The following is a 25,255-nucleotide window of genomic DNA, read 5'->3' as shown; positions in this document are numbered from 1 at the left end:
TGTTTGCGTTACATTTTTTCCGGAGCGGATACGCCGATTAACGACAGCGCATTTTTGAGCGTGATTTGTACAGCTTTCACTAATCCCAGGCGCGCTTTGCTTCTTTCAACGTTATCTGCATCCAGTACTTTTTCAGCATTATAAAAGCTATGGAACACGGAGGCAAGATCAAAAATGTAATTCGTCATCCGATGCGGCATGCGTTTTTCTGCCGCTTCCGCAATTGCCTGAGGGAATTCCCCAAGCTTCTTCAGCAGTTCCATTTCCTTTTCCGAGGAAATTTGCGAAAAATCCTGTGTACCTTCATAGCTAATGTTCTGCTCCTGACCCTGGCGCAGGATGCTTGATATACGTGCATGGGCGTATTGAGAATAGTAGACTGGGTTATCATTGGACTGTGATACGGCCAGATCCAGGTCAAAGTCCATATGAGTAGCCGCACTCCTCATCGCAAAGAAGTAACGTGTGGCATCCAGGCCGACCTCTTCAATCAGATCCCGCATCGTTACCGCTTTACCGGTACGTTTACTCATCTTCATCTTTTCGCCGTCTTTATATAGATGAACGAGCTGGATCACTTCGACCTCTAACTGCTCTTGTTTATAACCCAGTGCTTCAATCGCGGCTTTCATACGCGGAATATAGCCGTGATGGTCCGCTCCCCAAATATTGATCAGCTTCTCAAAGCCGCGTTCAAGCTTATCGCGGTGATAAGCAATGTCCGGCATTAGATACGTATACGAGCCATCCTGTTTAATCAGCACGCGATCTTTATCATCGCCCAATTCCGTCGAGCGGAACCAGGTGGCGCCGTCCTCTTCGTATATATGGCCGTGTTCTCTTAAGGTGGCGAGGGCTGCGTCGATTTTTCCGTTCTCGTACAAGGAAGACTCCGAATACCAGACGTCAAAGCCGACGCGGAAGTTTTCGAGATCCGTCTTCAACTTTTCCATTTCATATTTCAAGCCGTACTCTCGGAAAAAGTCGAAGCGTTCCTTCTCGTCTTCTTTTACGAATCTATCGCCATACTCCTCGGCGAGCTTTTTACCGATGCCGATAATATCCGCTCCATGATAGCCGTCAGCGGGCATGTCCTTTTCGATGCCAAGGGCTTGGAAATAACGCGCCTCAACAGATAAGGCCAGGTTGTTTATCTGGTTTCCGGCGTCGTTAATGTAATATTCCCGGGATACATCGTAGCCGGCTTTAGCGAGCACATTACATAAGGAATCGCCGACCGCTGCGCCCCGGGCGTGTCCAAGGTGGAGGGAGCCTGTCGGATTGGCGGAAACAAATTCGACCTGGATCTTTTGATTGTTTCCAAAATCGCTTTCGCCATAACGGTCCCCCGCCTCCAAAATGGCTGGGATCAGTTTCGTTAAATACTTATTGTTCATGTAGAAATTAATAAAACCGGGGCCTGCGATTTCTATTTTTTCAATCGAAGCTTTCGAACGGTCAAAATGTTCGACAATGCCGAACGCAATCATGCGAGGCGCTTTCTTAGCCACTCTCGCCAGCTGCATAGCCATATTGGTGGAGTAGTCGCCATGCTCCTTCTCCTTCGGTAATTCTAATATTACATCAGGAATCTCTTCTTCTGTTGCCAAACCCGCCTTTACCACTGCCGCTATGATCTCCTGCTTTATTTTATCCTGAACCTGCTTCACTACGTTCATCGTATTACGTTACCTCCTTATAAGTGATTACCATTTCATATTGGCCAAGCAAGTTACCCTGCATGAAAAGTTCATAGTCGAATAGAAACTTTCCTTCACGTTTTTTCTCATCCCAAAGATGGCTGATTAATTTTGTTCTCGTTTGCGTCGCCATTGTGCCGTATATGCTTTCGTAATGGCCATTCGTAACTTCAGAGAGGCTGAAAACCTGCCGCATCTTTACAACGCCACTACGCATTAACAACGCGTCTGCTTCTTTAAATTTAAGGGTTGTATACGTTTTTCCGTTATCGTCTTCTTCAGTATACTGCAGGTACAAAGCATTTCCTTTAGTGAATGTTGTACCAGAAGTGACAATTTCATATGTATCTGTTTCATCACCGTTGCTTATTTTCGTATTCAATTTCACTTTAACATCTTGTTTATCGGTGTTTTGCATAGTCATATGCCACACTTCCTTAAATAGAACTATAACTTTATAAGTATAAATATTCTTCCCTAAAGTTTCAACTTATCGTTAGAAAAGCGTAAGCGCCCTGCAAGTAAGGAACATCGACTAAGACCTGCCACATCGTGTGGCAAACGTCGATGCCAGCCCATCCTGGGCAAGTCCGACAGGCATAAGACAAACCGCGAGGAGGCAGTTCCCCAGTCACCACAGTGGTTTGGCTTATGACCCGAGGGGCTGGGCGCTGCAGCTGGACATCAGTCAAAATTTTAAAAATAATACTTTCCTAATCTTAGAAAAAAGACTGTCCTGATGATTCAGGATCAGTCTCTTATCCACAAAGTTTATCGCTTTTGAACCCAGCCTAAAATCATTTCACGAATCAATTTACTCGCTGTATTAGCCGTTTGTTCAGAAACATCATAGATCGGCGCCACTTCCACTAAATCACAGCCGACTACCTTTAGGTCCGATTTCGCGATTTCATGAATGGAAGCAAGTAATTCTTTCGATGTAATGCCGCCTGCGTCAACTGTGCCTGTACCAGGAGCATGGGCCGGGTCAAGCACGTCAATATCGATCGTCACATAGACCGGCCGGCCCGCTAGCTTCGGCAAAATTTCTTTCAACGGCTCAAGGACTTCAAATTTAGAAATGTGCATTTCATTTTCTTTCGCCCACTCGAACTCTTCCTTCATGCCTGACCGGATGCCAAAAGAATAGACATTATCCGGCCCGATATGCTCGGCGATTTTTCGGATTGGCGTGGAGTGGGAAAGCGGTTCGCCTTCATAATGCTCACGCAGGTCTGTATGGGCATCCATATGGATGATGGCCAGGTCGGGATATTTTTTGAAAACAGCCTTCATCACCGGCCAGGAAACCAGATGTTCGCCGCCTATTCCAAGCGGAAACTTGCCTGCATCGAGAATACCGCCAACAAACTCTTCAATGATATCCAGACTACGGTGGGGATTCCCGAATGGTAGCGGAATATCTCCGGCATCGTAATATTTTACTTCCTCAAGATCACGATCAAGGTATGCACTGTATTCTTCAAGTCCAATCGATACCTCACGGATTCTTGTCGGACCGAAACGGGATCCCGGCCGATAGCTAACTGTCCAATCCATCGGCATCCCGTATATGACTGCTTCGGATTCTTCAAAATCCGGGTGGCTTTTTATAAACACATTGCCTGAGTATGCTTCATCAAAGCGCATAGCATGTCCACCTCTTCCTCTTGTTATTTAATTAAATCCTGAACGAATTTTGGAAGTACGAATGCAGCTTTGTGAAGCTCTTTTGTGTAATACTTCGTTTCGATTTCATGGAATCTATCTTCGCTTACTTCAAGCGGATCATATTTTTTTGAACCGATCGTGAATGTCCATAAACCGCTTGGATATGTCGGGATATTGGCTAAATACAAATGGGTAATCGGGAAGATTTCTTTCACATCTCTTTGCACTTCTGTAATCAGATCTGCTTTAAACCAAGGGTTATCGGTTTGGGCAACAAAGATGCCATCTTCCTTCAATGCTTTAGAAATGCCTGCATAGAACCCTTTTGTAAATAAATTGACGGCCGGTCCAACCGGCTCAGTGGAATCAACCATGATCACATCGTATTCATTCTCACTGTTGGCGATATGCATAAATCCATCATCAACCTTTACTTCGACACGGGGATCCTCAAGCTTGCCGGCGATTTCGGGAAGGAATTTCTTTGAGTATTCAATGACCTTACCGTCTATATCTACTAAAGTAGCTTTTTTGACGCTCGAATGCTTCAAGATCTCACGGATAACGCCCCCATCCCCTCCTCCGACAACAAGGACATTCTCAGGATTTGGATGGGTAAAAAGCGGAACGTGCGCAACCATTTCATGATAAACAAACTCGTCTATTTTCGTGGTCATGACCATATCGTCAAGAAGAAGCATATTTCCCCATTCTTCCGTTTCTACCATATCAAGCTTTTGAAATTCCGTTTGTTCAGTATGTAAAGTCCGGTTCACTTTCATCGTAATTCCAAAGTTCTCCGTCTGCTTTTCTGTAAACCAAATAGCCATTCATATCCATCCTTTCTATTTGAGCTTCATTGACAATCCTCGTCCATATTAACGTTCCCCAACAAAAAAATTACAAACTAGAAAAAGTATAGCCGAATCCTATGAAAAAGCAAGAAAAAAGTTGTCCTTTTTTCTTAGACGATGTTTAAAACAGAGCGATTATTTTCATACTGATAATAACATTTTCTGGAGGAACGAGGTGTAAACAGTGGAATTGATTACAGGCCAACGGTTCAAGCGTAAAGCCAAATACATCCGGGCGATTATCATCTTTACAGGGATGGCCGTAATCCTTGCTTTTTTATTGCTGGCTTCACTTGTCATTTTTTCAAAAACACTAGGAGCTCCTCCCTTAACAGTTCCTCAATCCACTCTTTTTTACAGTGACGATGGCAGCTTGATAGGGGAAAGCAATAACGGGCAGAAAAGGTATTGGGTGGATTTACATGATATCTCCCCAGCCTTGGTAGATGCGACTATCGCAGTGGAAGACCGTCAATTTCACAAGCACCATGGCTTTGACCCGAAGCGGATTGCGGGTGCTGTTTTAGCGGATCTAAACGCAATGTCGAAGGTTCAGGGGGCAAGTACGATTACCCAGCAATACGCCAGGAATCTATACCTGAGCCACGATAAAACATGGAACCGTAAATTTAACGAAGCCTTCTATACAATCAGACTGGAAACCAATTATTCAAAAGAAGAGATATTGGAAGGCTATCTGAATACGATTTACTATGGTCACGGGGTGTACGGGATTCAGGCGGCAAGCCAGTACTATTTCGGGAAGAATGCCAAAAATTTAACTTTGTCCGAAGCGAGCATGCTGGCCGGAATACCAAAAGGGCCTGCCAACTACTCTCCGTTCTTATCAATGAATCAGGCGAAAAAAAGGCAAAAGGTTGTTTTGCGCGCGATGGCGAGTGGAGATATGATCCCTAAGGAAACGGTGGAGAAAGAAAGCCAGAAGCCGCTGGCGTTTAACCGGGGACATAAATCGGTTGATAGAAAGATAGCGCCCTATTTTCAGGATGCCGTTAAGCAGGCTTTAAAGACACAGCTGGATTTGGACGATCGCACCATTCAAATGGGTGGTTTGAGAGTATATACAACGCTGGATACAAAGGCGCAGGATATTGCTGAAAAGACGCTCGACCATGTCATTGGAGCGTCATCCGATATACAAGCAGCAATGGTCGCCATGAATCCGAAAACGGGAGAAGTCAAAGCGATGGTAGGCGGAAGGAAGTATGATAAGACTCCTTATAACCGTGCAATCCATGCGATCAGGCAGCCTGGTTCGACGATTAAGCCGCTGCTATACTATGCCGCCCTAGAAAAAGGGTTTACACCATCCTCAACATTGAGAAGCGAACTGACTACTTTCACATATGATGACGGCAAATCTTCCTATACGCCACATAATTTTAACCATCAGTATGCCGATTCCGAAATAACCATGGCCCAGGCCATTGCTTTATCGGATAATGTGTATGCTGTTAAAACCCATTTATTTTTGGGTGAAAAAACACTGATTGACACGGTGCGCCGATTTGGCCTAAGTACTAAAATGGCGCATGTTCCGTCGGCCGCACTTGGTACGTCAGGCGTACGGGTAATTGAGATGGTTAACGCCTACAGTATGCTTGCCAATGGCGGTAAAAAAAACAAGCCTGTTTATATTAAAAGGGTGGAAAATCATAAGGGCGAGATTATTTTCGAACAAAAAGGTAAAAAAAAGCAAGTACTTAATCCAGCGCAAGCATTTGTGATGACTGACATGCTGACAGGTATTTTTGATAAGAAACTCAACGGTTATACAAAGGTGACCGGGAGCTCCATCGCTTCTCAACTGACGAGGAAGTATGCCGGCAAATCCGGCACAACAGAAACTGACAGTTGGATGATTGGATATACGCCGCAGCTGGTTACCGGGGTATGGGCCGGATATGACCAGCCACAAAAAATCACGGCGAGCGCTGAAAAAACGTACGCTAAAAAAATCTGGGCCGGGTTTATGGAAGAAAGCTTACAAGATAAACCGAAGAAAGATTTCAAGGAGACAGACAATGTAGTTGGCGTATATATCAATCCTGCAAACGGCAAGCTCGCGACATCCCATTGTCCGGTGAAAAAACTTGCCTATTATGTGAAGGGAACAGAACCAACGGAGTTCTGTACCGAGCATCTACCAAATAATAAGCACTCTATACAGGAAACAGAGAAAAAAGAAAAAGACAAATGGTATAAACGATTGTTACGTTTTTGGAATTGATTTGATTTTTAGAAACGAAAAACCTCGAGAACGGAGCGTCTCGAGGTTTTTCATGTCCTTGTTTTACAGCGTTACACGCTGTATTTAGTTTACTTTATTTTACGAAGTATTCACAAGTGGTAAGTTTAAAATTTTGACATTTTTTCTTAAAGGTAGAAGTGCTGGTGAACTTATGAGAGACAGGTAAGTTTAGCTAATGACTGAATTCTTACAAGTCGTCTGCGTTTAACCCCTTCTTCAACTCATCTGATGAATGGTTCCACATATCAGCGTTATGATTTTTCAAAAACTCTGCCAGCACTGTCTTTGATTTATCGTCCATATGTTTGACAATAACATGACGCTTCAATGATTTATCCATACGGTTTACATGCTCAGGCAACGATTTATAGCCTCTTCTAATGGAGCGGTCCACTGTCATCTCACAGGCTGTGACCCCGGCATAAAGTGGGCCCTCTTGTGTCGTTTCAATCGTCACCCAAACAAGCCAATACGGTTTGCCATTGGGGACTTCCTCTTTAACCTTAAGGAACTTAATGCCCCGCTCCACCGTACTTCTCGCATGCAATGCCCCGATATCAACAGACGCCTCCCCCGCATCCACGTCAATAATCACTGGCGAGATGTTGTCGAGCGTCAACACACCTGCACCAAATCCGCCATGTCCCTCCGTTGGATCATTTTTAATGATATTGAAACCAAGCTTCTGCTTATCCATCATGTTGCCTCCTTTATATAGAGTGGTGCCAGGCACCTAGAATAATGTAGAAATCAAGTCATTCAGCGTGTTCGTGACTAACGGCAATACCACCTGAAAGATTGGTTGGATTGTATATTGACTCAGCGGGGTGATTACCAATATTAAAAAAATGAGTGCTCCGTATGAATCATATTGTGTCAACTTCGCCCTGATATTGTCCGGGGCCAAATCCTGTATAATACGATATCCATCCAAAGGCGGAAAAGGGAGCAAATTGAAAACAAATAAAACAATATTTAGTTGTATAAACAAATGGATAAAGGTATATACGTAGACCGGCAAATTCGTACTAAGCCCCGCGGCCGCAAGACTGTGCCAAATGATAAGACCAACCGTTGCGAGCAGTAAATTACTAAAGGGACCTGCAAAAGAAACGAGCACCCCAGCCAGCCGCGGTCGCTTAAAATTATAACGGTTTACCGGGACAGGCCGTGCCCAGCCGAACCCTGCAATCAACAAAAGCAGGGTTCCAAGCGGATCTAAATGGTTGATCGGGTTCAATGTGACCCGTCCCTGATCCTTTGCAGTATGATCGCCAAATTTATAAGCCACATATGCATGGGAAAATTCATGTAGCGTGAATGCGATCAATAACACGACTACGACAAATGGTATTTCTTCCAAAGAAAATGCTAAAAACTGATTTAAAAAATTCTCCATTTTTTTCTCCCCGATTCTTTATTACCGTAAGTATACATGAAAAGACATCATAATATAAAATGGACTGCACTTCAGGATTGCTTTTTTCCTGATCATATGGAACACTACAAAGAAAGAATATGAATGGAGGAAAGTAGCCATGCCTTACGTTACTGTGAAAATGCTTGAAGGAAGATCCGATGCACAAAAGAAAGCGCTAGTAGAGAAGGTTACCGAAGCCGTTACGGAAACGACCGGCGCATCAAAGGATAAAGTAGTCGTTTTTATTGAAGAAATGTCTAAAAACCATTACGGAGTCGCCGGAAAACGCCTGAGCGACGAGTAATCGATAAGGCCAAATCGGTTTTCGGTTTGGCTTTTATAATGACGGTTAATAATTGTTGGTTTGGATACTAAACTCCGCCGTCTGGATATTATATAGAAATTAAAAGATACCCTTCCAGAAAAATCCTCACATTTATTACAACAAAACGCTTGGACAAAGATACTCCAAGCGTTCCTCTTTAATTTACCTTAGCTTTCTCTTTTAGCTGATCAATATATGCATATGCTTGATCAATTTCTTCATGCGTGTATTTTTGTTTGCTTTTTAATGTGGCGATCTTCTCCACTACTTCGTCTCTTTCCAGCGCATCAAAATAAAGGACGGTTGAAACAAGCTCGAGGAAACGCGCATTCTGTGCATTCATATCTAGTAAGCAATCCCCAAGCGCAGGCATGTCCAATTCATGCATCGTGAGAAAGTCCATACCTGGATCGGTGATAGAATAACAGTATTGATAATACCCCGCCTTTTTTTCCCTTACTTCACTTAAATATCCCATATTGCAGAGCTCTTCGATTCGCAGCGTCAACTCTTCGGAATATGGTCCGTAAAAATGGAAAGAGAATTTTTCTTGAAAAGGGAAAGATAGCTTCTTGGCGATGAAAATGATTTTTTGAAGCTTTTTTCTCCCCGTAACTTCACCGGCTGCCGAAATGGCATTGATAATTTTTGCATGATCCTTAAACAAGCCTCGTCACTCCTCACCCAAAATGTTGCTTTTTCTCTGAAATACAGGATTAATCCTTAAAGATCCAGCAGTTCACGTATCTGGCGTTTGATTTCTCTATCCGTTGAATCATCCTTAAGGAGATCGCCGGGAAAATATAGTTTATGGTCTGTCCTTCTTTTTCCTGAAATTCCATCAACAATTTCTGATTCTACTGATAACTCACTTATCTCGCCATTATTCTTCAGCAAATGAATCGGAAGCCGTTCTTCTTCTTCTTCACCAGGACGGTAAAAGTCATACGGAAGGTCTGAGGATGAATCGACCACAAGATAATATTCCGGATCAATGCCAGCCTGTTTAAAGAGGCTCTTTAATTCCATTAGCTTATTCATCTGATCGTTCGACGGATGAAATTCGGTATATTTAAATAGTTTACGGTTCATAAAACGGTCACAGAGGTCTCTGAGAATATGATCCTTCTCTTCCTCCCATATCTGAAAATAATAGAGCATGACGGATTCGTCCATTTTCAAATAATCCGCTAAAGTAACGTCTCCCTTAAACAGCGAATAAAAATGGTGAGGCTCTTCTTGAAAGCGATATCCCGATTCGTATAAATGCTTGGCTCTATGTAAAATTTTCGTAAGAATGACTTCCGCGCTTCTGGTCACCGGATGAAAATAAACCTGCCAATACATTTGATATCGGCTCATGATGTAATCTTCCACAGCATGCATGCCGCTCTGTTTAATAACCACCTGGTCCTCCCGCGGCCTCATCACGCGCAAGATACGTTCCATATCAAAATGTCCGTAACTAACCCCCGTAAAATAAGCATCTCTCTGCAAGTAATCCATCCGGTCCGCATCAATCTGGCTGGATATCATGCTGACCACGAGTTTGCTTTCGTATGTTTTCGCGATTACTTCCGCTACCTTTTTCGGAAACGCTCCACCAACCTTAGATAGGACGCGGTTAACTTCTGTATCTCCTAAAATGATCTGCCGGGTAAAATGCTCGTGGTCCAGGTCGAAAACTTTTTCGAAGGAATGCGAGAAAGGCCCGTGCCCCAAATCATGAAGAAGGGCGGCACATAAACATAAAAGACGCTCTTCCTGTTTCCATTCAGGCCTCCCCACAAACACATCGTCGATGATTCTGCGGACAATTTCATAAACACCGAGTGAATGGTTCAGCCGACTATGTTCTGCTCCATGAAAGGTCAGATAAGTAGTTCCCAGCTGACGAATACGGCGCAGACGCTGAAATTCCTTCGTTCCTATTAAATCCCAAATCACCTGGTCCCGTACATGAATATAGCGGTGAACCGGGTCTTTAAATACTTTTTCCTCACTAAGCTTTTCCGTGGAATATCCCATTGGCTACCCCCTTTTTTCTTATCCATTTCTATTATATCTTGTCTGCAGCAAAAAACCATACTTCATCAAAATCCGACATTTATAAGAAAAGCGGAAGCACCCTGTAATTAAAGAAGAACGACTAAGACCGCCACGTCCTTATGTCTTCTTCGGCACTAGCACGTCCTGTGCGTCGAGGCTGGTGGGCGCTGTAGCCAGACATCCTTCAAAGTTAAAAAAGTTATACTTTAACTAAAAAAAATAAAATCACCGCTGCATGCTGGATGCGGGTGATCTATTAATTCGAAGTAACTATATAAGGCAGCTGCCGTTCATGAAGGATAGACATCACTTAAGCTTTTTATCAATTTTTTCTATTAACTCATCCTCTGTCAGCGTTGCAACAGGACGGTTATTAACAAATGCGAATGATTTCTTTCGGCCGGGGCCACAATAGGATTGGCAGGCTACATCAATCGCCGCGTTCGGATCAAGCTTTTGCAGACGGGGAATAAGGGTCTTGATGTTCGTTGCCTGACAATCGTCACACACCCTGAATTCATTTGACATCCCAGGGTCACCATCCTTTCTATGTAAAACAATCATAAAACAAAACACTAACAGGTATTCTACATTTTCTAAGGACTAATTTCAAGGCTGTCTGTCTTACAATGAATCTGCATAACTGCCAAAAAACTACTATCCTTTTAACTTTTTTGTATAAAATATCCCTGAATTGTCCAAGATGTAAGTAGGACCAGCAGGTTAAACCGTAACACCCCGTTGGAAGTTCGCTTAATTAAATCATGAACTTTCACATTTACTAAGCTATGAATATTGAATGTTAAAAGAAAGGGAGTAGGTAGTATGAAAGTCCGTCAAGACGCTTGGACAGAGGAAGATGATTTGCTATTAGCAGAGACTGTTCTGCGGCATGTCCGTGAAGGCAGCACCCAATTAAACGCTTTTGAAGAGGTTGGAGATAAGCTGAACCGCACTTCTGCGGCCTGTGGATTCCGCTGGAATGCAGTTGTCCGCCATAATTACGACAAGGCGCTCCAATTGGCGAAAAAGCAAAGAAAACAACGACAGCGGATCCTGGGCAAGGATCAGGGAGGCAAGAAAAAGCTGCTCTATACTCCTCCAGCTCCGACTATTGAGGATATTAGAGTGGGGTCCCATCAACACGAATCAAACGTAACGGAATTAGAACTTGAATCGGAATTAGAGGCCGAAACAATTACTTATGCCATTCCAGAGACGGTTGCCCCTGCAAATGAAGCGCGCAACGAAGGAAGTGACAGCCACACTCTCACACTCGACGTTGTTATTACGTATTTACAATCTATGAATACCATGATACTGCAGGCCGAAGTGTTAAAATCAGAGAACGAAAGATTAAAGCTCGAAATGGAAGAATTGAGAAAAAGAAACCAGCAGCTTGAGAAAAAAGCTGAGAATCTGGAACAGAATACAGGCATAATTCAGGAAGATTATGAGATGTTAATGAACATCATGAACAGAGCGAGGAAGCTCGTTCTGTTAGAGGAAGACGAGCGTCCGGCCACTAAATTCAAAATGGACCGGAATGGGAATTTAGAAAAATTGGCGGAATAAATAGAAAAGCGGAAGCGTCCTGTAAGTAAGGACCATCGACTAAAAACTGCCACGTCCTGTGCGTCGTAGCTAGACATCTTTCAAAGTTAAAAAATTCACACTGTCTTTCACTTTAAAAACCAAAATCTATATAATTCTTTAAAGGAGAAACGATTGGCGACAGCCCCATTCACATAGAACTTTTTCACATGTGAAAGAATAACAGGAATCTCTGTCCATGAAAAAAATCTGTTTAAAGGCCCATGGAGGGACTAAACAGATTTTTTTGGCTTTTCAAGCAAAAGCTTTTTCATTGCGTTCAGCCACTCTGGCCAAATACATTTCATATAATGGTAGTTCCTGCGGGGTCAGCCCGCTGGCATGTATCGTTCCGCTCCTGATTTTTAAGGCTTGTAGAAACCGGAGCATCACATCCTGAATCGTAAGCGGTGTGTTTAACAGTTCGGATAAGGAAGCCATCACTTCCGGCCGTATATCAGGATAGGAGAACTTAGTTTCAGCATGATTCTTCCCTTGCCGATAAAATTCCTTTAACAGCTCCGCCCTCTCGGATCCACTTTCGCTGACGCACAAATAAATCTGGACAGCTACCCCGCCGCGAATCCTTCTCTGTGAAATTCCGGCGAATTTTTTCCCGCCAATGCTGAGATCATAGCTTCCTGGACAATAAGAACCTGCAATTTCTTTCGCTTCAATCAACATCCCAAAATCGGCAAACATCGTTTTAATAAGCATCCACATCGCATCATAGCCGCGGTTGATGTCAATCTTTCGTTCTGTTTCCGGAAAAATCAAAGAAAGGTTTAATACTCCTTCATCCAATACAACTGCTAGACCACCGGAATTTCTCACAATCACATCGTATCCTTGTTCTGCGAGGTAGGAGATGCCCTTTTGAAGAAACGGTAGTTTACTATCCTGGATTCCGAGTACAATTGTTCGATGATGAACCCAGGCCCGGGCCACTGCCGGGGAATCACCCTTTCCTACCGAAGCGCATAGCGTATCATCCATGGCAAAAGACTGCAATGCATGAAACTGCGGTCCCAATGAAGATTGATCTATAATTCGCCACTCTGGCTGTATTAATAACGACTCTTTATCATTCATAGGTTTTTCTTCCTTTTTTTCGAAGAAAGGAAAGTTTTAGACTTTCTTTTCTGCATAAATCAGAACACTGACTAAGTGCGCCACGTCCTTATGTCTTCGTCTGTGTGACCCACTTCCTGTGGGCCTCAACTACGTCTAATCTCCGCCATATGGCTCGTCAATCGACGAGTTTTCTTTAAAAATCCTCATCTCATTATAGCATGAAATCAATAAATAAGGGGCTGCCTTGCTGGAGAGGGCAGCCTGATCATTCTTATTTATGGAGGGCCTGAGCGGCAGTAATGATCGCCAGCTTATACACATCTTCTTCGTTGCATCCCCGGGACAGATCGTTTACCGGACGGTTTAAGCCTTGAAGAATCGGCCCGACGGCTTCGAAATTCCCTAATCGCTGCGCAATTTTATAGCCGATATTACCAGCTTCCAGACTAGGAAAAATGAATATGTTCGCATCTCCCTGGAGCGGTGAGTCTGGAGCTTTTTTCTGGGCCACAGATGGAACGAAGGCCGCGTCAAATTGGAACTCCCCGTCCAATATGAGCATTGGATTCATTTTCTTTGCTTCCTGGACGGCTTCGGCGACTCTGTCCGTTTCTGGTGATTTAGCTGAACCTTTTGTCGAGAAGCTTAGCATCGCCACTCTCGGTTCAATATCAAACATTTGGGCTGTGCGGGCACTTTCAATGGCGATCTCAGCTAAATCGGTGCTGTCTGGCGCAATGTTAATCGCACAATCGGCAAAGACATATTGCTCATCCTCGCGTACCATGATGAAGACACCCGATGTTTTCTTGACGCCCTCCTTCGTTTTGATGATTTGAAGAGCCGGTCGTACAGTTTCAGCAGTAGAATGTGCCGCTCCGCTTACGAGACCGTCCGCCTTGTTTGTAAAAACGAGCATCGTACCAAAATAATTCTCGTCCAGCAGGATTTTTCGCGCCTCTTCTTCAGTTGCTTTCCCTTTGCGGCGTTCCACAAATGACGCGACCAGCTCGTCCATCATCATGTAATTATGAGGGTCATAGATTTCGGCGCCTTCAACGGAAACGCCTAAAGATTTTGCTTTCTCCTGAACTTGTTCGATATTGCCGATTAGGACCGGTGTAACAAGTTTCTCCTTTGCAAGCCTCCCAGCTGCCGTAAGGATACGCTCATCCATCCCTTCAGGAAATACAATTCTCAGATTGTTTCCTGAAATCTTTGCTTTTAATGATTCAAATAAGTCACTCATATTATCTCCTCCTCCGTTTAATTTAAATACCGGATTCTGTTAAAATGCCCTTTTCGTAATTAAGGATACCCGTTCATCATTAAGAATTCTATCATTGGGAAAGTTGTTGGCGTTTTCAATAAAAATGTTATTAAATTCGGAAAATAACAACACTTTAATAAGGTTTCTTTTAGAATGATTTCCTTTTTTTCATTTGTTAAACCCATTACTTATTATTCCATTGCACATCATCCTTATGTTTAGATTTTACCAGTTCGGAAATTTTAAAAATATGAACATTTTCCGAACAAATTGCGAATATGGACCTGAGAAATTATCTTTAATTTAAACTATGGTATAGTATTGATGTAATTAAAGAAATATAGGAGTGATCGTAATGAGTGAACCTGCACAAACACTTGATGGCTGGTATAGCCTGCACGACTTCCGTCTGATTGACTGGACTTCATGGAAAATGCTTACGAGCGACGAACGCCAGGCGGCTATTTCAGAATTCAATAGTTTATTGGAAAAATGGAATAAAACCCAAAGCAAAAAAGAAGGCAGTCATGCCCTTTATTCTATCGTTGGCCAAAAAGCCGATTTTATGCTGATGTTTGTTCGACCTACAATGGAGGAATTAAACGAAATTGAAATGGAATTCAATAAGTCCAAGCTTGCCGAGTATACCATTCCGGCCTATTCGTATGTTTCTGTTGTAGAATTGGGGAATTACCTGCCAGAGGACGAGGATCCTTACCAAAACCCTCAATTTCAGGCTCGCCTGTATCCGATTCTCCCGAAAGCAAAACATGTCTGCTTCTATCCAATGGACAAGCGCCGCCAGGGTGAAGAAAACTGGTACATGCTCCCAATGGAAGATCGCCGCACCATGATGCGTTCACACGGGATGATCGGCCGCCAATATGCAGGGAAAGTAAAGCAAATCATTACCGGCTCTGTCGGCTTTGACGACTATGAATGGGGCGTTACCTTATTCGCCGATGATGTCCTTCAATTCAAGAAACTCGTTTATGAAATGCGTTTTGACGAAGTCAGCGCCCGCTACGGCGAATTCGGTGCCTTCTACGTTGGCAATCTTCTTCCCGAAGAAAAGATTCAATCCTTCTTGCACGTATAATATCCGGAAGCTCCCTCCTTTGGGAGCTTTTTTATTTTCCAAGTCATAAAAGCAACTCCCCACCCATACATATGAAATAGTGATGATTTCTTCTATTCATTCAAGTCCTGCCTTTATTATATTAACGATATGGAGGGAAATTGATGAGTCAGCAAAACAACAGCAAGAGTCCTCAGGGAAACTTCGGGTATCCGGGAGGTGTCCCCTACTATCCCTATGCAAATGTAAATCCCGCTCAACGCGCGGAACCGCAGTACCCCCAATATCCGCCGGGAGGTTACTCACAAAATCAGATGCCTCCAGGAAGCATGGGGCCACAGGGAGGCATGGGGCCACAAGCAGGCAACGGCCCACAAGGAGGCATGCAAGCCGCGCCTGGCGGCCAACCTGCTCCGCCGGGGGCACAGGTGCCGGGCATGCTGCCTGCCGAAGCTTCATACATTGAAAATATCCTTCGCTTGAATAGAGGGAAGTTAGCAACCGTTTACGCTACGTTTGAGGGTAATAAAGAATGGAATGCCAAGGTCTTCAAAGGTATCATCGAAGCGGCCGGCCGTGATCATGTCATTCTGAGTGACCCGCAAACCGGAGCCCGTTACCTGATTCTGATGGTCGCTGTCGATTATGTTACATTTGAAGAAGAAATTGAATATGATTACCCGTACGGCGGAACCGCGAACCTTTCCGTATATCCGCCAAGGTAAGGAAAGAACATAATTAAAAGAGGATGGCTTTTAAGGAATCTTGAACATTCCCAAAAAGCCATCCTCAATTTGTCATAAGTTCTTGTATACAGCCACAATGAACAGCACCCATGCAGCCAGGAAGGAAACTCCGCCTAAAGGAGTGATCGCACCCAATATTTTAATTTGCGTAACACTCAATACAAAAAGGCTGCCTGAGAACAAAATGATGCCGATAAACATTAACCAACCTGACCAGGTCATAAGCGGCCCGCCGATTTTACCTGAGACAAGAGCGATGATCATCAATCCGGTTGCATGGAACATTTGATATGTAACCGCCGTTTTCCATGTTTCTAAGTATTTATCAGGAATTCTTCCTTCTAAACCATGAGCCCCGAATGCACCAAGAGCAACAGCAATAAAGGCATTGATTGCCCCTAAAATAATAAACAGCTTCAATATAAAAACTCCTCTCAATTTACCATGTTAAAAATCAAACAAAGAATCCCCATTTGCATCATCCATCTTTACCGGCTTTGATGACGGCATAGAAACCGATATGGGTTGTGCCTGCGGCTGGATGGGATGGCTCACAACAGGTGACTGCCGATCGGATGGATATTTTTCTATGCCCTTTCTCTCTTCAAGCAATAAATCACATAATGCTTGAATCGCAGTCGCGTATCCACCCAGTTTTTCCCGGGACGCTGTATGTTTGGCTTTCGTTACAAGCTCTTCTATTTTATCCAGCACTTTATCTGAAGAAATATCCATGTACCCCACCTCATAAAATTTTCAGTTAAACTGTTTAATAGCATATCAAAAAACTTATATATAAACAAAGAGCACACAATCCAATCCCGATTATTCAAAAGCTATTCGCTTTTTGTAAAATGTTTTTGATCATACTTCGATTTTGTTGTCGGTTTTACTGGTTTTGTTGCCGCAACCGAGACTTTCGTTGCCGGAATTCTGGTTTTGTTGCCGGCTCCTTTGTTTGTTGCCGATATTTGGATTTTGTTGCCGGTTTTACTGGTTTTGTTGCCACAAGCGAGACTTTCGTTGCCGGAATTCTGGTTTTGTTGCCAGCTCCTTTGTTTGTTGCCGATATTTCGATTTCGTACTGGTTTTACTGGTTTTGTTGCCGGCTCTTTGTTTGTTGCCGATATTTCGATTGTGTTGCCGGTTCTACTCGTGAAAGTCACTCACAATGACTAAAGCTTTTTTATAACATGTTTTTTCTCATATTTCATGCACCGCTGTCCTGAGGACCGAAGCACTTCCTGCGAAGGGATGGCGGAGGTTTTAAACTGGAAGGCCTTGCATCCTTTCGGAAAATGGGGGTCCCAGGTTACGTAATAATGCTTGCATGTCATACAGTTAATTTTTTCAACCATCGCTTTATAACCTCGCTATTGCATCAACTTTTGCTCATCACCCGGAAATCTGCCAATCGATTTCATCTTCTCCCCAAGCCCTTAAACAGTCATTCACCTGTGAAAAAGGACGGCTTCCGAAGAATCCCCTTCTTGCAGAAAGCGGACTGGGATGCACGGAAGTGATGATATGATGCTTACTCGCATCTATTAACGGAATCTTACTTTGCGCGGGCTTTCCCCAAAGGACGAAAACCATTGGTTTATCTCTATCACTTAAACTGGTGATCACTTTATTCGTAAAATTTTCCCACCCTTTTCCGCGATGTGAGTTGGCTTCACCCTCACGCACTGTCAAGACAGTGTTCAAAAGCAGTACGCCCTGCTCAGCCCATTCCACTAAATATCCGTTATTCGGAATGGTGCAGTCAAGGTCATCGTGTAGTTCTTTAAATATATTTTTTAAGGAAGGCGGCATGCGCACGCCGGGCTTTACGGAAAAACTAAGTCCATGAGCCTGGTTCGGTCCATGGTAAGGGTCCTGTCCCAAAATGACGACCTTCACTTTTTCATATGGAGTTAAATGCAGTGCGTTAAAGATGTCGCCGGCAGTCGGGTAGATTGTATGATTGCTATATTCCTGCTTCAGAAATTCCCGAAGCCGCTTATAATAATCCTTCGTAAATTCATCCGACAGTACCTTTTGCCAATCGTTATGCAAAACTTCATTTGTCATATAAAAGCACTCCCCTCTATATAATATTATACGATAACCGCAGGCTGGTATCGAATTTCGGGCATGAAAGTAGGTTCGGTTTTGAGGCCTACGGAAAATATTTGCTAGCTTGCTAGGTTTCTTGCCTCTCTCCTTTTGGATATATATAAGAGAAGACAAATTCTTATTTGGGGGAACTGGCATGAAAAAAGAGAAAAATTCATGGTATGCGAAAAAACGCATTTATATACCAGCTATCATTATCATTATCGTTACGATTGTCATTTCATATAACCAGTATAAACCGCTTCCAGAAGGTGTTTCCTATGAAGGGGAGATACACCAGGTCGATGATGTCGACTTCCTATATGATCTTTCTTATAAGGATCAAAATGGGGAAATTCAGCATGAACGAAGAATTTTCGAAGAGATCTATCATGCTATTGAAGAAGCAGAATCGTATATTGTCATCGATATGTTCCTTTTTAACGGCTATTATGATGAAAAAGTAAAGTTCCCAAATATCAGTGAAACATTGACCCGAAAAATAGTCGAACAAAGTAAAGCAAAGCCCAATCTGAGAGTAATCTTCATTACAGATGAAGTGAATACATCCTATCAATCATATAAATTAAAGGAAATTGAGACATTGAAGGAACACGGAGTCGAAGTAGTGACCACAAACCTTGATCGCCTGCGCGATTCCAATCCGCTCTATTCCGGAGTCTATCGGACCTTTTTTCAATGGTTCGGCGAAAGTGGTTATGGATGGATTCGCAATCCGATGGCAAGCAATGCCCCAAAAGTTACCTTCCGTTCTTATCTGCGCCTGTTGAATATTAAGGCAAACCATAGAAAGCTCCTGGCAACCGAGAAAACAGCGATTATCTCATCTGCCAACCCGCATGATGCAAGCGGCTTCCATTCCAACATCGCTTTTCGAATGGATGGGAATATTATCGGTGATTTTATCAAGGCTGAGGAAGCCGTCGGACGATTTTCCGAAGGCCCCGATGTATTTCCCGAATATGAAAAGGAGCCTGAACGAGAAGGACCGATAAAGGTACAATTGCTGACGGAAGGTAAGATATATCAGCATGTGCTCGCAAGCATTCGTGACACAAGGAAAGGAGACCGAATCTGGCTCGGAATGTACTATATAGCCGACCGCAAAGTTGTTGAAGAGCTAACCGATGCCGCCAAGCGCGGGGTCAAAATCAATATGGTGCTGGATCCGAACCAAAATGCCTTCGGTTCCGAGAAAATCGGACTTCCCAATCTGCCTGTCTCAGCCGAGTTTCAGGAATTAGGGGAGGACAACATTGAAATCCGCTGGTACAAGACGGACAAGGAGCAGTTCCATTCAAAGCTATTGTACATCCAAAGGCCAGAGGATCATATAATCATCGGCGGTTCAGCCAACTATACAGAACGCAACCTGGATGATTATAACCTTGAAGCCAATATTAAAATACAAGCCCCGGACTCCGAACAAATCACGAAAGACGTAGCAGCATACTTCGACCGCATCTGGTCGAACGAAGATGGCGCATATACAGCGGACTATGAGGAATATCAGGATAAGCTACCTGCCCTTAAATATGTGCTTTATCGAATACAAAATTACATTTCGGTTCACAACCTATTAAATCGCCACCGTAGAGTCATGGTTGGCAATAAATCCAAAAAAAGATGTTTTACGAAGACCATTTTAGGCTAAATATATAACATGGCTGTACAGCATCTCATTAAATAAACAGAAAAACGAATCTAGCAACCTTTAAGGAGGAATTTTCATGTATCAAGTACACGTGATAGAAAATGGAGTCCAAGCGAAGGAAAAAATCGATCATTTATTAACTTCAGGTTACTCAAAAGAAAATATTTATTTGTTTGCACATGATAAAGACCGTTCCGAACATTTGACAGAAAACACGGATACCGAAGCAATCGGCATGAAAGAACAAGGTATCCTTGATTCAGTTGGAAACATGTTCAAGTCCAGAGGCGATGAGCTCCGTACCAAAATGAGTTCGCTTGGCTTGACTAAGACGGAAGCGGAACAATATGAAAAAGATCTCGATAAAGGGAAAGTCGTTCTTGTCGCCAGCAATGATGTAAATTAATCGCTTATTCATGGAAAGAGGCGGGCCCTAAATGGAGCCTGCCTCTTTTCTCATTATCCCAAAATCCTTTGATATAACGCCTTGGCATGGGCCATATCCTTTGTACCATGAATGAGGGCCCGTCCATCATGAAAAATGACCATCCGTTCATCATCTGTCTCAATCGACAACAGGAATGGATTAGATTTCACGGTATATCCGCTTGCCAAAAGATCGCTCCCCAGCTTGTCCAGCTGCAGCTTCCGAGGATTCGGTGGCCGTACTTGAACCGTGTCCCTGCCGCAAAGAACCGTTGTCTTTGTGGCATTTTCCAGTGTCAAAAATGGATAAGTCGGAGCTTCCCCGCATGATAGGCAATCGCTTTTCTTTGCTTTCCCGACTTTCATTGTTTGGTATTGGTTTCTCCAAAGATCAAACGTTGAAAAACCCGGGCGGACGGACTCATAATCCTCGACCAGAATCTTCAAAGCTTCGGCGTTTTGATGAGCGACAACCATTTGTACTGCCGGGGAAATAATTCCGCCTGTATCGCAAGTCATCCCCTGGATTGGAATCGAACGGAGCAGACAATTCAAGCAAGGCGTCACTCCAGGAATGATTGTAAAGCTCATTCCAACACTGCCGACACACGCACCATAAATCCATGGAATTTTATGCTTTTGGGATAAATCATTGATCACCATCCTGGTCTCAAAGTTATCGGTCGCATCAATGATCAAAGACACACCTGAAAGCAGCGGCTCGAGCGTCAAAGCGGTTCCGTCGACAATCACGGCCTCAATTTCAACTTCACCGTTGATATCATGGCAATGCATCTTAGCTGCCTCTGCTTTCGGAAGCTTCTCGCGTACATCTTTTTCTGTATATAATTGCTGTCTCTGCAAGTTGCTTGCTTCAACATAATCTCGGTCAACAATCGTCAGCTTGCCGATGCCCGCCCTCGTCAAAAATTCGGCGTTCGCGGATCCTAATGCGCCCGCACCCATGAGCAGTACATGCTTGCTGCGTATTTTTGCTTGTCCTTTTTCCCCAATTGGAGAAAACAATGTTTGACGTGAATAGCGTCCATCCATGATTGATTCTCTCCCACCTGTCACCCGCCGCTGACCGGGGGAATAAAAGCAACGGTATCCCCATCTGAAAGAACCGTTTCGTCATCGGCGAATTCTTCATTAACAGCCGTCATGACTGTATTCAATTCTTCCAACCCGTAATCAGTGGCCATTTTATTCTTTAGCTCGGCAACGGTCCATCCAGTTTCTTCTACGGAAACTTTCTCATTGCCGACAGCATCCTTTAAGTGTGCAAAAAAAAGTACTTTAATCATGTAAATCCTCCTTTTCAGGCTTCCCAGACGGATAACGAACGGTTTCCAACTGATCCCCGATCCACTTTTCTCCGTCTTCCCAATGTTCTTTTTTCCAGATCGGGACAATTTCTTTGATTCTTTCTATCGCATAACGATTAGCTTCATAGGCGTCATTGCGATGCGGAGTACTAACCGCTATCACCACAGCTACATCCGTAATGTCGAGCTTGCCGACACGGTGAGTGATCGCAACATGAGCATCAGGCCAGCGTTCATTGATTTCCTTGCCGATCTGTTCCAGCTTTTTTACGGCCATTGATTCATAGGCTTCATATATGAGAAAAAGAGTCTTTTTTCCTTTTGTCAGCTCTCTGACGGTCCCAATAAATGTGGTCACCGCACCGGCTTCCCTTGCAACAACCTTATCGATTACATCCTGAACCTGGATGGGGTCTTTCGAAATTTGAAAGTTCATCGTCTCACCCTTTTTAAAGAAATTATCATGAGATCAGCGGGCTGTCGGATAATCTGCCCTTTTTTAACTGGATTAAAGCCTCACAATTCACTTCCTTGTTTATATTCATATCCTAACACAATTAAGGGGGATAATTAACATCCTATGGCTTGGAAAAACTATTTTGGGAAATAAAGGGCCATTTCATCTTCCATCCTTTTTGCGTGTTTATATTCAAGCGGCGTGTTCATGTTATAAAACAAATAAGGAAACAGCTTTTTGTCTGTCGCGTACAGCTCGAAATCTGTTTCTTTCATTATTTTCACATTCATCTTTTCTAGAAAATCCATCATCCTGAGTTTGCGTTGCTCAAGACATGAGACAAGCAGTGGAATTGAAGATTTTCGATACACGGCAAATAAAGGGTGAAACCTGCCATTGATCTCAGGGACAAGTGCCTCGTAATTTTTTAAGTTATCCAGCATTTCTCCAATGAGAGAAGCCCTTATAAATGGCATATCACAAGCGGAGAGGAATACCGTTTCCGTTTTGGCTGCTTCCAGTCCCGCATGAAGCCCCGCAAGCGGACCCAATCCTTCATATTCATCATCGAGCGTTGGAAGATCCAGAAATGTATAATCAGCCGGTGAATTGGTAACCAAATATACTTCACCGACCGCTTTTTTTAATTCGGAAGCTATCTGTTGGATACTTACTTCTTCTGATATCGGGAGCATGGCTTTATTTGTCCCCATTCTGCTTGATTTCCCGCCTGCCAGCAGCAATCCTGTTGTGTTCATTTACGAGTGGGCTCCCTTCTCTCGTTTATTTATTCATTGCGAATGAACTCCCGTCATGACTCATGAGAAATATCAGCTAAAGTGCATAGGAGAATTAGCTTTAAACCCCGTTCCCATTAGCGTTTGTAAAGTTTACATTCTAAATATAATGGTATATGCTTGACGGAGATATTTCAAAGGTTCATTAAAAATAACATAGATTATTACCGTTAGGAGGTCTCACTATGGCAATGAAAAAAGCTTTGACCCTGGCCGGCTCTGATTCAAGCGGAGGAGCAGGAATACAGGCTGATCTGAAAACCTTCCAGGAATTGGGCGTATACGGAATGTCAGCACTGACAACGATTGTAACGATGGATCCTAAAAACGGCTGGTCTCACGATGTATTTCCGCAAGTTACCGCAACAGTGGAAGCTCAATTAGAAACGATTCTTTCAGTCGGCATCGATGCGATGAAGACTGGAATGCTAGGTTCTGTAGAGATCATTGAACTGGCCGGCCGGAAAATCGATGAGCTTGGTTTGAAGAATATTGTCATTGATCCAGTCATGGTTTGCAAAGGAGAAGACGAGGTACTCCACCCGGAAACAGCCACCCGACTTCGCGACGTTCTCGTTCCTCGTGCAACAGTGGTAACGCCAAATCTTTTTGAGGCCTGGCAGCTGTCGGGAATTGGTCCGATCCGTACAGTCGACGATATGAAAGCTGCGGCTGTGAAGATTAAAGAATCAGGTGCTAAGTTTGTGCTTATCAAAGGCGGAAGCAAGCTTGAACATGAACAGGCAATTGACCTGTTATATGATGGGGAAACTTTCGAAATCTTAGAATCCGAACGGATTGAAACAGCTTATACGCACGGCGCAGGCTGCACGTATTCAGCCGCAATTACGGCTGAACTGGCTAAAGGAAGATCTGTCCGCGAAGCGGTTTATACAGCAAAAGAATTTATTACGGAAGCGATCCGCCATTCGTGGAAATTGAACGAATATGTCGGCCCTACTATGCACGGTGCTTACCGAAAATTCGGAGCAGGCAGACTGGAAGCTGCTGAGCAAATTTCAAAATAAACAGAACTGAGGCTTCATTTAAAAAGTAAAAAGTTTTCCTGTAGATTGGGCATCTTTATAACGTACAGGACTACACTTTTCTTTTTAGGAGAGCCTCTTTTTTCTTGGTATTAAATAGATGGCTGAACCTAACTTTTCGCTTTTTAGGATGCTTTTTAGTAAGATAGATATGATCTAGATTGTTCTATTGTCCGCAGTAGAGGAGGAAAAGCAAATGAAACCTATTGAACGTGCTGAAGTGCAGCATGCGATCAATTCGTTTGCAACAAGTAATGTTTATTTACATCTGGAAACGACCAATGGTGCTTACGCCACCCATAATGACGAATCATTCTTTTCGGCAGGCGCGTATATCCGTAATGCCTTTATCAAATATGAGCATGGCAAGATTGTCGGTGACGGCCCTTATCGAGTCGGCTTGAAGCTTGAAATCGGCTGGGTTTATGGAGAAGGCCTGACCCATTATGAAATAGATGACCAGGGAAGACTTTTGCTGGCAGGATTGGATTTCACAGGAAAGCTAGCCGTTGCCATGCAAATCAGCCCAAGTCCTTTTGAATAAGAAAGGAGCAGTACCGTTATGGAAAAAGAACGTCATGTATTAGTGATCTTCCCTCATCCTGATGATGAGGCTTTTGGAGTTTCTGGTACGATCGCTTTGAATATTGAAAGTGGAACGCCCGTCACCTATGTCTGTTTGACACTTGGTGAAATGGGACGTAATCTGGGTAATCCGCCTTTCGCGACAAGAGAGTCGCTTCCCAAAATTCGCAGAAAAGAGCTCGTGGATGCTGCAAATACATTGGGGATCCAAGATCTGCGGATGCTTGGTTTACGCGATAAAACGGTGGAATTTGAGGATGATGAAGAGCTGACCGAAAAAATGTCGGCCTTTATCAAGGAATTAGATCCTTCCCTTGTCATCACCTTCTATCCGGGATACAGTGTCCATCCTGACCACGAAGCTACGGCAAGGGCAGTAGTCCGCGCTGTAAAGCGAATTGAGCCGGATGCGCGCCCTAAATTGCATTGTGTTGCTTTTGCTAATAATAGCTTGGCTGAGCTGGGTGAGCCGGACATTATTAATGATGTCACAGCTGTAGAAGATAAAAAAATCGCCGCCATTAAAGCCCACCGGTCACAAACCGAATCAATGATAGCCTCCTGGGCAGAAAATACGGAAAACGTGGATCCGGCCATGCTAGAGTGGATCCGGAAGGAACGCTTTTGGACCTATAAGTTTTCAGATTGAGGATTTTCGAAAGTAAGAACGGGATGGGCCATTGCCCGTCCTTTTTTTGTAAAGAAAACTCGTCGATTGACGAGCCTTTTAAGGTGAAATTATGCAGAAAGGAAAGTTTAAACTTTCTTTTCTGCCAAAAAAATCCGCATGCA

The 25,255-nt window shown here is 43.5% G+C and carries 29 protein-coding genes; 10 read left to right on the top strand and 19 right to left on the bottom strand.

Going from position 1 to position 25,255, the window contains the following annotated elements; translation table 11 throughout:
* Nucleotides 1-8 precede the first annotated feature (8 nt).
* From argS to speE, 4 genes are all read right to left on the bottom strand, one after another.
* Nucleotides 9-1,679 (bottom strand): arginine--tRNA ligase, encoded by a 1,671-nt coding sequence (gene argS, locus D0463_RS06400; protein ID WP_117306353.1) that lies wholly within the window; start codon nt 1,677-1,679, stop codon nt 9-11.
* A gap of 4 nt (nt 1,680-1,683) precedes the next feature.
* A complete protein-coding gene (locus tag D0463_RS06395; protein WP_117306351.1) occupies nt 1,684-2,124 on the bottom strand; it encodes a YwiB family protein in 441 nt (146 codons plus the stop codon).
* A gap of 347 nt (nt 2,125-2,471) precedes the next feature.
* On the bottom strand, nt 2,472-3,350 hold the full coding sequence (speB, locus tag D0463_RS06390; protein ID WP_117306349.1) for an agmatinase: 879 nt from the start codon (nt 3,348-3,350) through the stop codon (nt 2,472-2,474).
* 23 nt (nt 3,351-3,373) lie between these two features.
* On the bottom strand, nt 3,374-4,201 hold the full coding sequence (gene speE, locus D0463_RS06385; protein ID WP_117306347.1) for a spermidine synthase: 828 nt from the start codon (nt 4,199-4,201) through the stop codon (nt 3,374-3,376).
* 208 nt (nt 4,202-4,409) lie between these two features.
* Here speE and D0463_RS06380 point away from each other — a divergent pair, with 208 nt between their 5' ends.
* Nucleotides 4,410-6,476, top strand: a complete 2,067-nt coding sequence (locus tag D0463_RS06380; protein WP_117306345.1) for a transglycosylase domain-containing protein — start codon at nt 4,410-4,412, stop codon at nt 6,474-6,476.
* A 208-nt stretch (nt 6,477-6,684) separates the two neighbouring features.
* On the opposite strand, the gene D0463_RS06375 is transcribed toward D0463_RS06380, so the two are convergent.
* Both D0463_RS06375 and D0463_RS06370 read right to left on the bottom strand, forming a co-directional pair.
* A complete protein-coding gene (locus tag D0463_RS06375; RefSeq protein ID WP_117306343.1) occupies nt 6,685-7,194 on the bottom strand; it encodes a YwhD family protein in 510 nt (169 codons plus the stop codon).
* A gap of 36 nt (nt 7,195-7,230) precedes the next feature.
* Nucleotides 7,231-7,896: a site-2 protease family protein gene (locus tag D0463_RS06370; protein WP_117306341.1), complete on the bottom strand. Its 666-nt coding sequence runs from the start codon at nt 7,894-7,896 to the stop codon at nt 7,231-7,233.
* Nucleotides 7,897-8,035: 139 nt separating this feature from the next.
* Here D0463_RS06370 and D0463_RS06365 point away from each other — a divergent pair, with 139 nt between their 5' ends.
* Nucleotides 8,036-8,221, top strand: coding sequence for a 2-hydroxymuconate tautomerase (locus D0463_RS06365; RefSeq protein WP_117306339.1), 186 nt, complete (start codon nt 8,036-8,038; stop codon nt 8,219-8,221).
* Between the two features lie 178 nt (nt 8,222-8,399).
* Here D0463_RS06365 and D0463_RS06360 read toward each other — a convergent pair whose 3' ends face one another.
* The 3 genes from D0463_RS06360 to D0463_RS06350 form a co-directional block, all read right to left on the bottom strand.
* Complete coding sequence (locus D0463_RS06360; RefSeq protein WP_117306337.1) at nt 8,400-8,909, bottom strand: YwgA family protein; 510 nt, start codon at nt 8,907-8,909, stop codon at nt 8,400-8,402.
* Nucleotides 8,910-8,965: 56 nt separating this feature from the next.
* Nucleotides 8,966-10,270 (bottom strand): HD domain-containing protein, encoded by a 1,305-nt coding sequence (locus tag D0463_RS06355; RefSeq protein WP_117306335.1) that lies wholly within the window; start codon nt 10,268-10,270, stop codon nt 8,966-8,968.
* A gap of 327 nt (nt 10,271-10,597) precedes the next feature.
* Nucleotides 10,598-10,819 (bottom strand): YuzB family protein, encoded by a 222-nt coding sequence (locus tag D0463_RS06350; RefSeq protein ID WP_117306333.1) that lies wholly within the window; start codon nt 10,817-10,819, stop codon nt 10,598-10,600.
* Nucleotides 10,820-11,116: 297 nt separating this feature from the next.
* Here D0463_RS06350 and D0463_RS06345 point away from each other — a divergent pair, with 297 nt between their 5' ends.
* Complete coding sequence (locus D0463_RS06345) at nt 11,117-11,866, top strand: RsfA family transcriptional regulator (protein ID WP_117306331.1); 750 nt, start codon at nt 11,117-11,119, stop codon at nt 11,864-11,866.
* Nucleotides 11,867-12,139: 273 nt separating this feature from the next.
* Here D0463_RS06345 and lipL read toward each other — a convergent pair whose 3' ends face one another.
* Both lipL and pta read right to left on the bottom strand, forming a co-directional pair.
* On the bottom strand, nt 12,140-12,976 hold the full coding sequence (gene lipL / locus D0463_RS06340; RefSeq protein ID WP_117306329.1) for an octanoyl-[GcvH]:protein N-octanoyltransferase: 837 nt from the start codon (nt 12,974-12,976) through the stop codon (nt 12,140-12,142).
* Nucleotides 12,977-13,229: 253 nt separating this feature from the next.
* Nucleotides 13,230-14,207, bottom strand: a complete 978-nt coding sequence (gene pta / locus D0463_RS06335; protein ID WP_117306327.1) for a phosphate acetyltransferase — start codon at nt 14,205-14,207, stop codon at nt 13,230-13,232.
* Between the two features lie 376 nt (nt 14,208-14,583).
* On the opposite strand from pta, the gene hemQ reads away from it, so the two are divergent.
* Together hemQ and gerQ are read left to right on the top strand one after the other, a co-directional pair.
* Nucleotides 14,584-15,327, top strand: a complete 744-nt coding sequence (hemQ, locus tag D0463_RS06330) for a hydrogen peroxide-dependent heme synthase (RefSeq protein WP_117306325.1) — start codon at nt 14,584-14,586, stop codon at nt 15,325-15,327.
* A gap of 143 nt (nt 15,328-15,470) precedes the next feature.
* Entirely contained in the window at nt 15,471-16,031 is a 561-nt protein-coding gene (gene gerQ, locus D0463_RS06325; RefSeq protein WP_117306323.1) for a spore coat protein GerQ, read from the top strand.
* A 72-nt stretch (nt 16,032-16,103) separates the two neighbouring features.
* Here gerQ and D0463_RS06320 read toward each other — a convergent pair whose 3' ends face one another.
* The 4 genes from D0463_RS06320 to D0463_RS06300 all read right to left on the bottom strand — a co-directional run bounded on the left by D0463_RS06320 (nt 16,104) and on the right by D0463_RS06300 (nt 18,125).
* A complete protein-coding gene (locus D0463_RS06320) occupies nt 16,104-16,472 on the bottom strand; it encodes a DUF423 domain-containing protein (protein ID WP_117306321.1) in 369 nt (122 codons plus the stop codon).
* 27 nt (nt 16,473-16,499) lie between these two features.
* Nucleotides 16,500-16,787, bottom strand: a complete 288-nt coding sequence (locus D0463_RS06315) for a YwdI family protein (protein WP_117306319.1) — start codon at nt 16,785-16,787, stop codon at nt 16,500-16,502.
* Between the two features lie 101 nt (nt 16,788-16,888).
* Entirely contained in the window at nt 16,889-17,218 is a 330-nt protein-coding gene (locus D0463_RS06310; RefSeq protein WP_117306317.1) for a hypothetical protein, read from the bottom strand.
* A gap of 229 nt (nt 17,219-17,447) precedes the next feature.
* Complete coding sequence (locus tag D0463_RS06300; RefSeq protein ID WP_117306313.1) at nt 17,448-18,125, bottom strand: uracil-DNA glycosylase; 678 nt, start codon at nt 18,123-18,125, stop codon at nt 17,448-17,450.
* A gap of 181 nt (nt 18,126-18,306) precedes the next feature.
* On the opposite strand from D0463_RS06300, the gene D0463_RS06295 reads away from it, so the two are divergent.
* Together D0463_RS06295 and D0463_RS06290 are read left to right on the top strand one after the other, a co-directional pair.
* Nucleotides 18,307-19,824 (top strand): phospholipase D family protein, encoded by a 1,518-nt coding sequence (locus D0463_RS06295; protein ID WP_117306311.1) that lies wholly within the window; start codon nt 18,307-18,309, stop codon nt 19,822-19,824.
* A 76-nt stretch (nt 19,825-19,900) separates the two neighbouring features.
* Nucleotides 19,901-20,230: a YflT domain-containing protein gene (locus D0463_RS06290; protein WP_117306309.1), complete on the top strand. Its 330-nt coding sequence runs from the start codon at nt 19,901-19,903 to the stop codon at nt 20,228-20,230.
* A 53-nt stretch (nt 20,231-20,283) separates the two neighbouring features.
* Here the strand turns inward: D0463_RS06290 and D0463_RS06285 are convergent, their stop codons facing one another.
* From D0463_RS06285 to mobA, 4 genes are all read right to left on the bottom strand, one after another.
* Nucleotides 20,284-21,303 (bottom strand): MoeB/ThiF family adenylyltransferase, encoded by a 1,020-nt coding sequence (locus tag D0463_RS06285; RefSeq protein WP_117306307.1) that lies wholly within the window; start codon nt 21,301-21,303, stop codon nt 20,284-20,286.
* 20 nt (nt 21,304-21,323) lie between these two features.
* Nucleotides 21,324-21,557 (bottom strand): molybdopterin converting factor subunit 1, encoded by a 234-nt coding sequence (gene moaD / locus D0463_RS06280; protein WP_117306305.1) that lies wholly within the window; start codon nt 21,555-21,557, stop codon nt 21,324-21,326.
* Complete coding sequence (locus tag D0463_RS06275) at nt 21,550-22,014, bottom strand: molybdenum cofactor biosynthesis protein MoaE (protein WP_117306303.1); 465 nt, start codon at nt 22,012-22,014, stop codon at nt 21,550-21,552. The genes moaD and D0463_RS06275 overlap by 8 nt, the downstream gene beginning before the upstream one ends.
* Nucleotides 22,015-22,172: 158 nt before the next feature.
* Entirely contained in the window at nt 22,173-22,793 is a 621-nt protein-coding gene (gene mobA / locus D0463_RS06270; RefSeq protein WP_117306301.1) for a molybdenum cofactor guanylyltransferase, read from the bottom strand.
* Nucleotides 22,794-23,017: 224 nt separating this feature from the next.
* Here mobA and pdxK point away from each other — a divergent pair, with 224 nt between their 5' ends.
* The 3 genes from pdxK to bshB2 all read left to right on the top strand — a co-directional run bounded on the left by pdxK (nt 23,018) and on the right by bshB2 (nt 25,112).
* A complete protein-coding gene (gene pdxK, locus D0463_RS06265; protein WP_117306299.1) occupies nt 23,018-23,860 on the top strand; it encodes a pyridoxine/pyridoxal/pyridoxamine kinase in 843 nt (280 codons plus the stop codon).
* Between the two features lie 214 nt (nt 23,861-24,074).
* Nucleotides 24,075-24,422, top strand: a complete 348-nt coding sequence (locus D0463_RS06260) for a YojF family protein (RefSeq protein WP_117306297.1) — start codon at nt 24,075-24,077, stop codon at nt 24,420-24,422.
* A gap of 18 nt (nt 24,423-24,440) precedes the next feature.
* The gene (gene bshB2, locus D0463_RS06255) at nt 24,441-25,112 is read left to right on the top strand and encodes a bacillithiol biosynthesis deacetylase BshB2 (protein WP_117306295.1); all 672 of its coding nucleotides are present in this window, start codon (nt 24,441-24,443) and stop codon (nt 25,110-25,112) included.
* Nucleotides 25,113-25,255: the final 143 nt, after the last annotated feature.

Source organism: Bacillus sp. V59.32b (genome assembly GCF_003429085.1).
In the GTDB taxonomy this organism is placed as follows: Bacteria; Bacillota; Bacilli; order Bacillales; family DSM-1321; genus Peribacillus.
Note: the sequence above shows the minus strand (reverse complement) of the source record. Positions and strands in the feature narration are given on the sequence as shown.

Bases quoted from the DNA above. Each gene is read 5' to 3' on its own strand.
- mobA (WP_117306301.1), bottom strand. From the start codon at position 22,793: ATGAACACAACAGGATTGCTGCTGGCAGGCGGGAAATCAAGCAGAATG.
- argS (WP_117306353.1), bottom strand. From the start codon at position 1,679: ATGAACGTAGTGAAGCAGGTTCAGGATAAAATAAAGCAGGAGATCATA.
- speB (WP_117306349.1), bottom strand. From the start codon at position 3,350: ATGCGCTTTGATGAAGCATACTCAGGCAATGTGTTTATAAAAAGCCAC.
- D0463_RS06275 (WP_117306303.1), bottom strand. From the start codon at position 22,014: ATGAACTTTCAAATTTCGAAAGACCCCATCCAGGTTCAGGATGTAATC.
- D0463_RS06395 (WP_117306351.1), bottom strand. From the start codon at position 2,124: ATGACTATGCAAAACACCGATAAACAAGATGTTAAAGTGAAATTGAAT.
- D0463_RS06295 (WP_117306311.1), top strand. From the start codon at position 18,307: ATGAAAAAAGAGAAAAATTCATGGTATGCGAAAAAACGCATTTATATA.
- speE (WP_117306347.1), bottom strand. From the start codon at position 4,201: ATGGCTATTTGGTTTACAGAAAAGCAGACGGAGAACTTTGGAATTACG.
- moaD (WP_117306305.1), bottom strand. From the start codon at position 21,557: ATGATTAAAGTACTTTTTTTTGCACACTTAAAGGATGCTGTCGGCAAT.
- hemQ (WP_117306325.1), top strand. From the start codon at position 14,584: ATGAGTGAACCTGCACAAACACTTGATGGCTGGTATAGCCTGCACGAC.
- D0463_RS06365 (WP_117306339.1), top strand. From the start codon at position 8,036: ATGCCTTACGTTACTGTGAAAATGCTTGAAGGAAGATCCGATGCACAA.
- D0463_RS06300 (WP_117306313.1), bottom strand. From the start codon at position 18,125: ATGACAAATGAAGTTTTGCATAACGATTGGCAAAAGGTACTGTCGGAT.
- D0463_RS06355 (WP_117306335.1), bottom strand. From the start codon at position 10,270: ATGGGATATTCCACGGAAAAGCTTAGTGAGGAAAAAGTATTTAAAGAC.
- D0463_RS06260 (WP_117306297.1), top strand. From the start codon at position 24,075: ATGAAACCTATTGAACGTGCTGAAGTGCAGCATGCGATCAATTCGTTT.
- D0463_RS06290 (WP_117306309.1), top strand. From the start codon at position 19,901: ATGTATCAAGTACACGTGATAGAAAATGGAGTCCAAGCGAAGGAAAAA.
- pdxK (WP_117306299.1), top strand. From the start codon at position 23,018: ATGGCAATGAAAAAAGCTTTGACCCTGGCCGGCTCTGATTCAAGCGGA.
- D0463_RS06375 (WP_117306343.1), bottom strand. From the start codon at position 7,194: ATGGATAAGCAGAAGCTTGGTTTCAATATCATTAAAAATGATCCAACG.
- D0463_RS06370 (WP_117306341.1), bottom strand. From the start codon at position 7,896: ATGGAGAATTTTTTAAATCAGTTTTTAGCATTTTCTTTGGAAGAAATA.
- D0463_RS06315 (WP_117306319.1), bottom strand. From the start codon at position 16,787: ATGGATATTTCTTCAGATAAAGTGCTGGATAAAATAGAAGAGCTTGTA.
- gerQ (WP_117306323.1), top strand. From the start codon at position 15,471: ATGAGTCAGCAAAACAACAGCAAGAGTCCTCAGGGAAACTTCGGGTAT.
- D0463_RS06350 (WP_117306333.1), bottom strand. From the start codon at position 10,819: ATGTCAAATGAATTCAGGGTGTGTGACGATTGTCAGGCAACGAACATC.
- lipL (WP_117306329.1), bottom strand. From the start codon at position 12,976: ATGAATGATAAAGAGTCGTTATTAATACAGCCAGAGTGGCGAATTATA.
- pta (WP_117306327.1), bottom strand. From the start codon at position 14,207: ATGAGTGACTTATTTGAATCATTAAAAGCAAAGATTTCAGGAAACAAT.
- D0463_RS06345 (WP_117306331.1), top strand. From the start codon at position 11,117: ATGAAAGTCCGTCAAGACGCTTGGACAGAGGAAGATGATTTGCTATTA.
- D0463_RS06285 (WP_117306307.1), bottom strand. From the start codon at position 21,303: ATGGATGGACGCTATTCACGTCAAACATTGTTTTCTCCAATTGGGGAA.
- bshB2 (WP_117306295.1), top strand. From the start codon at position 24,441: ATGGAAAAAGAACGTCATGTATTAGTGATCTTCCCTCATCCTGATGAT.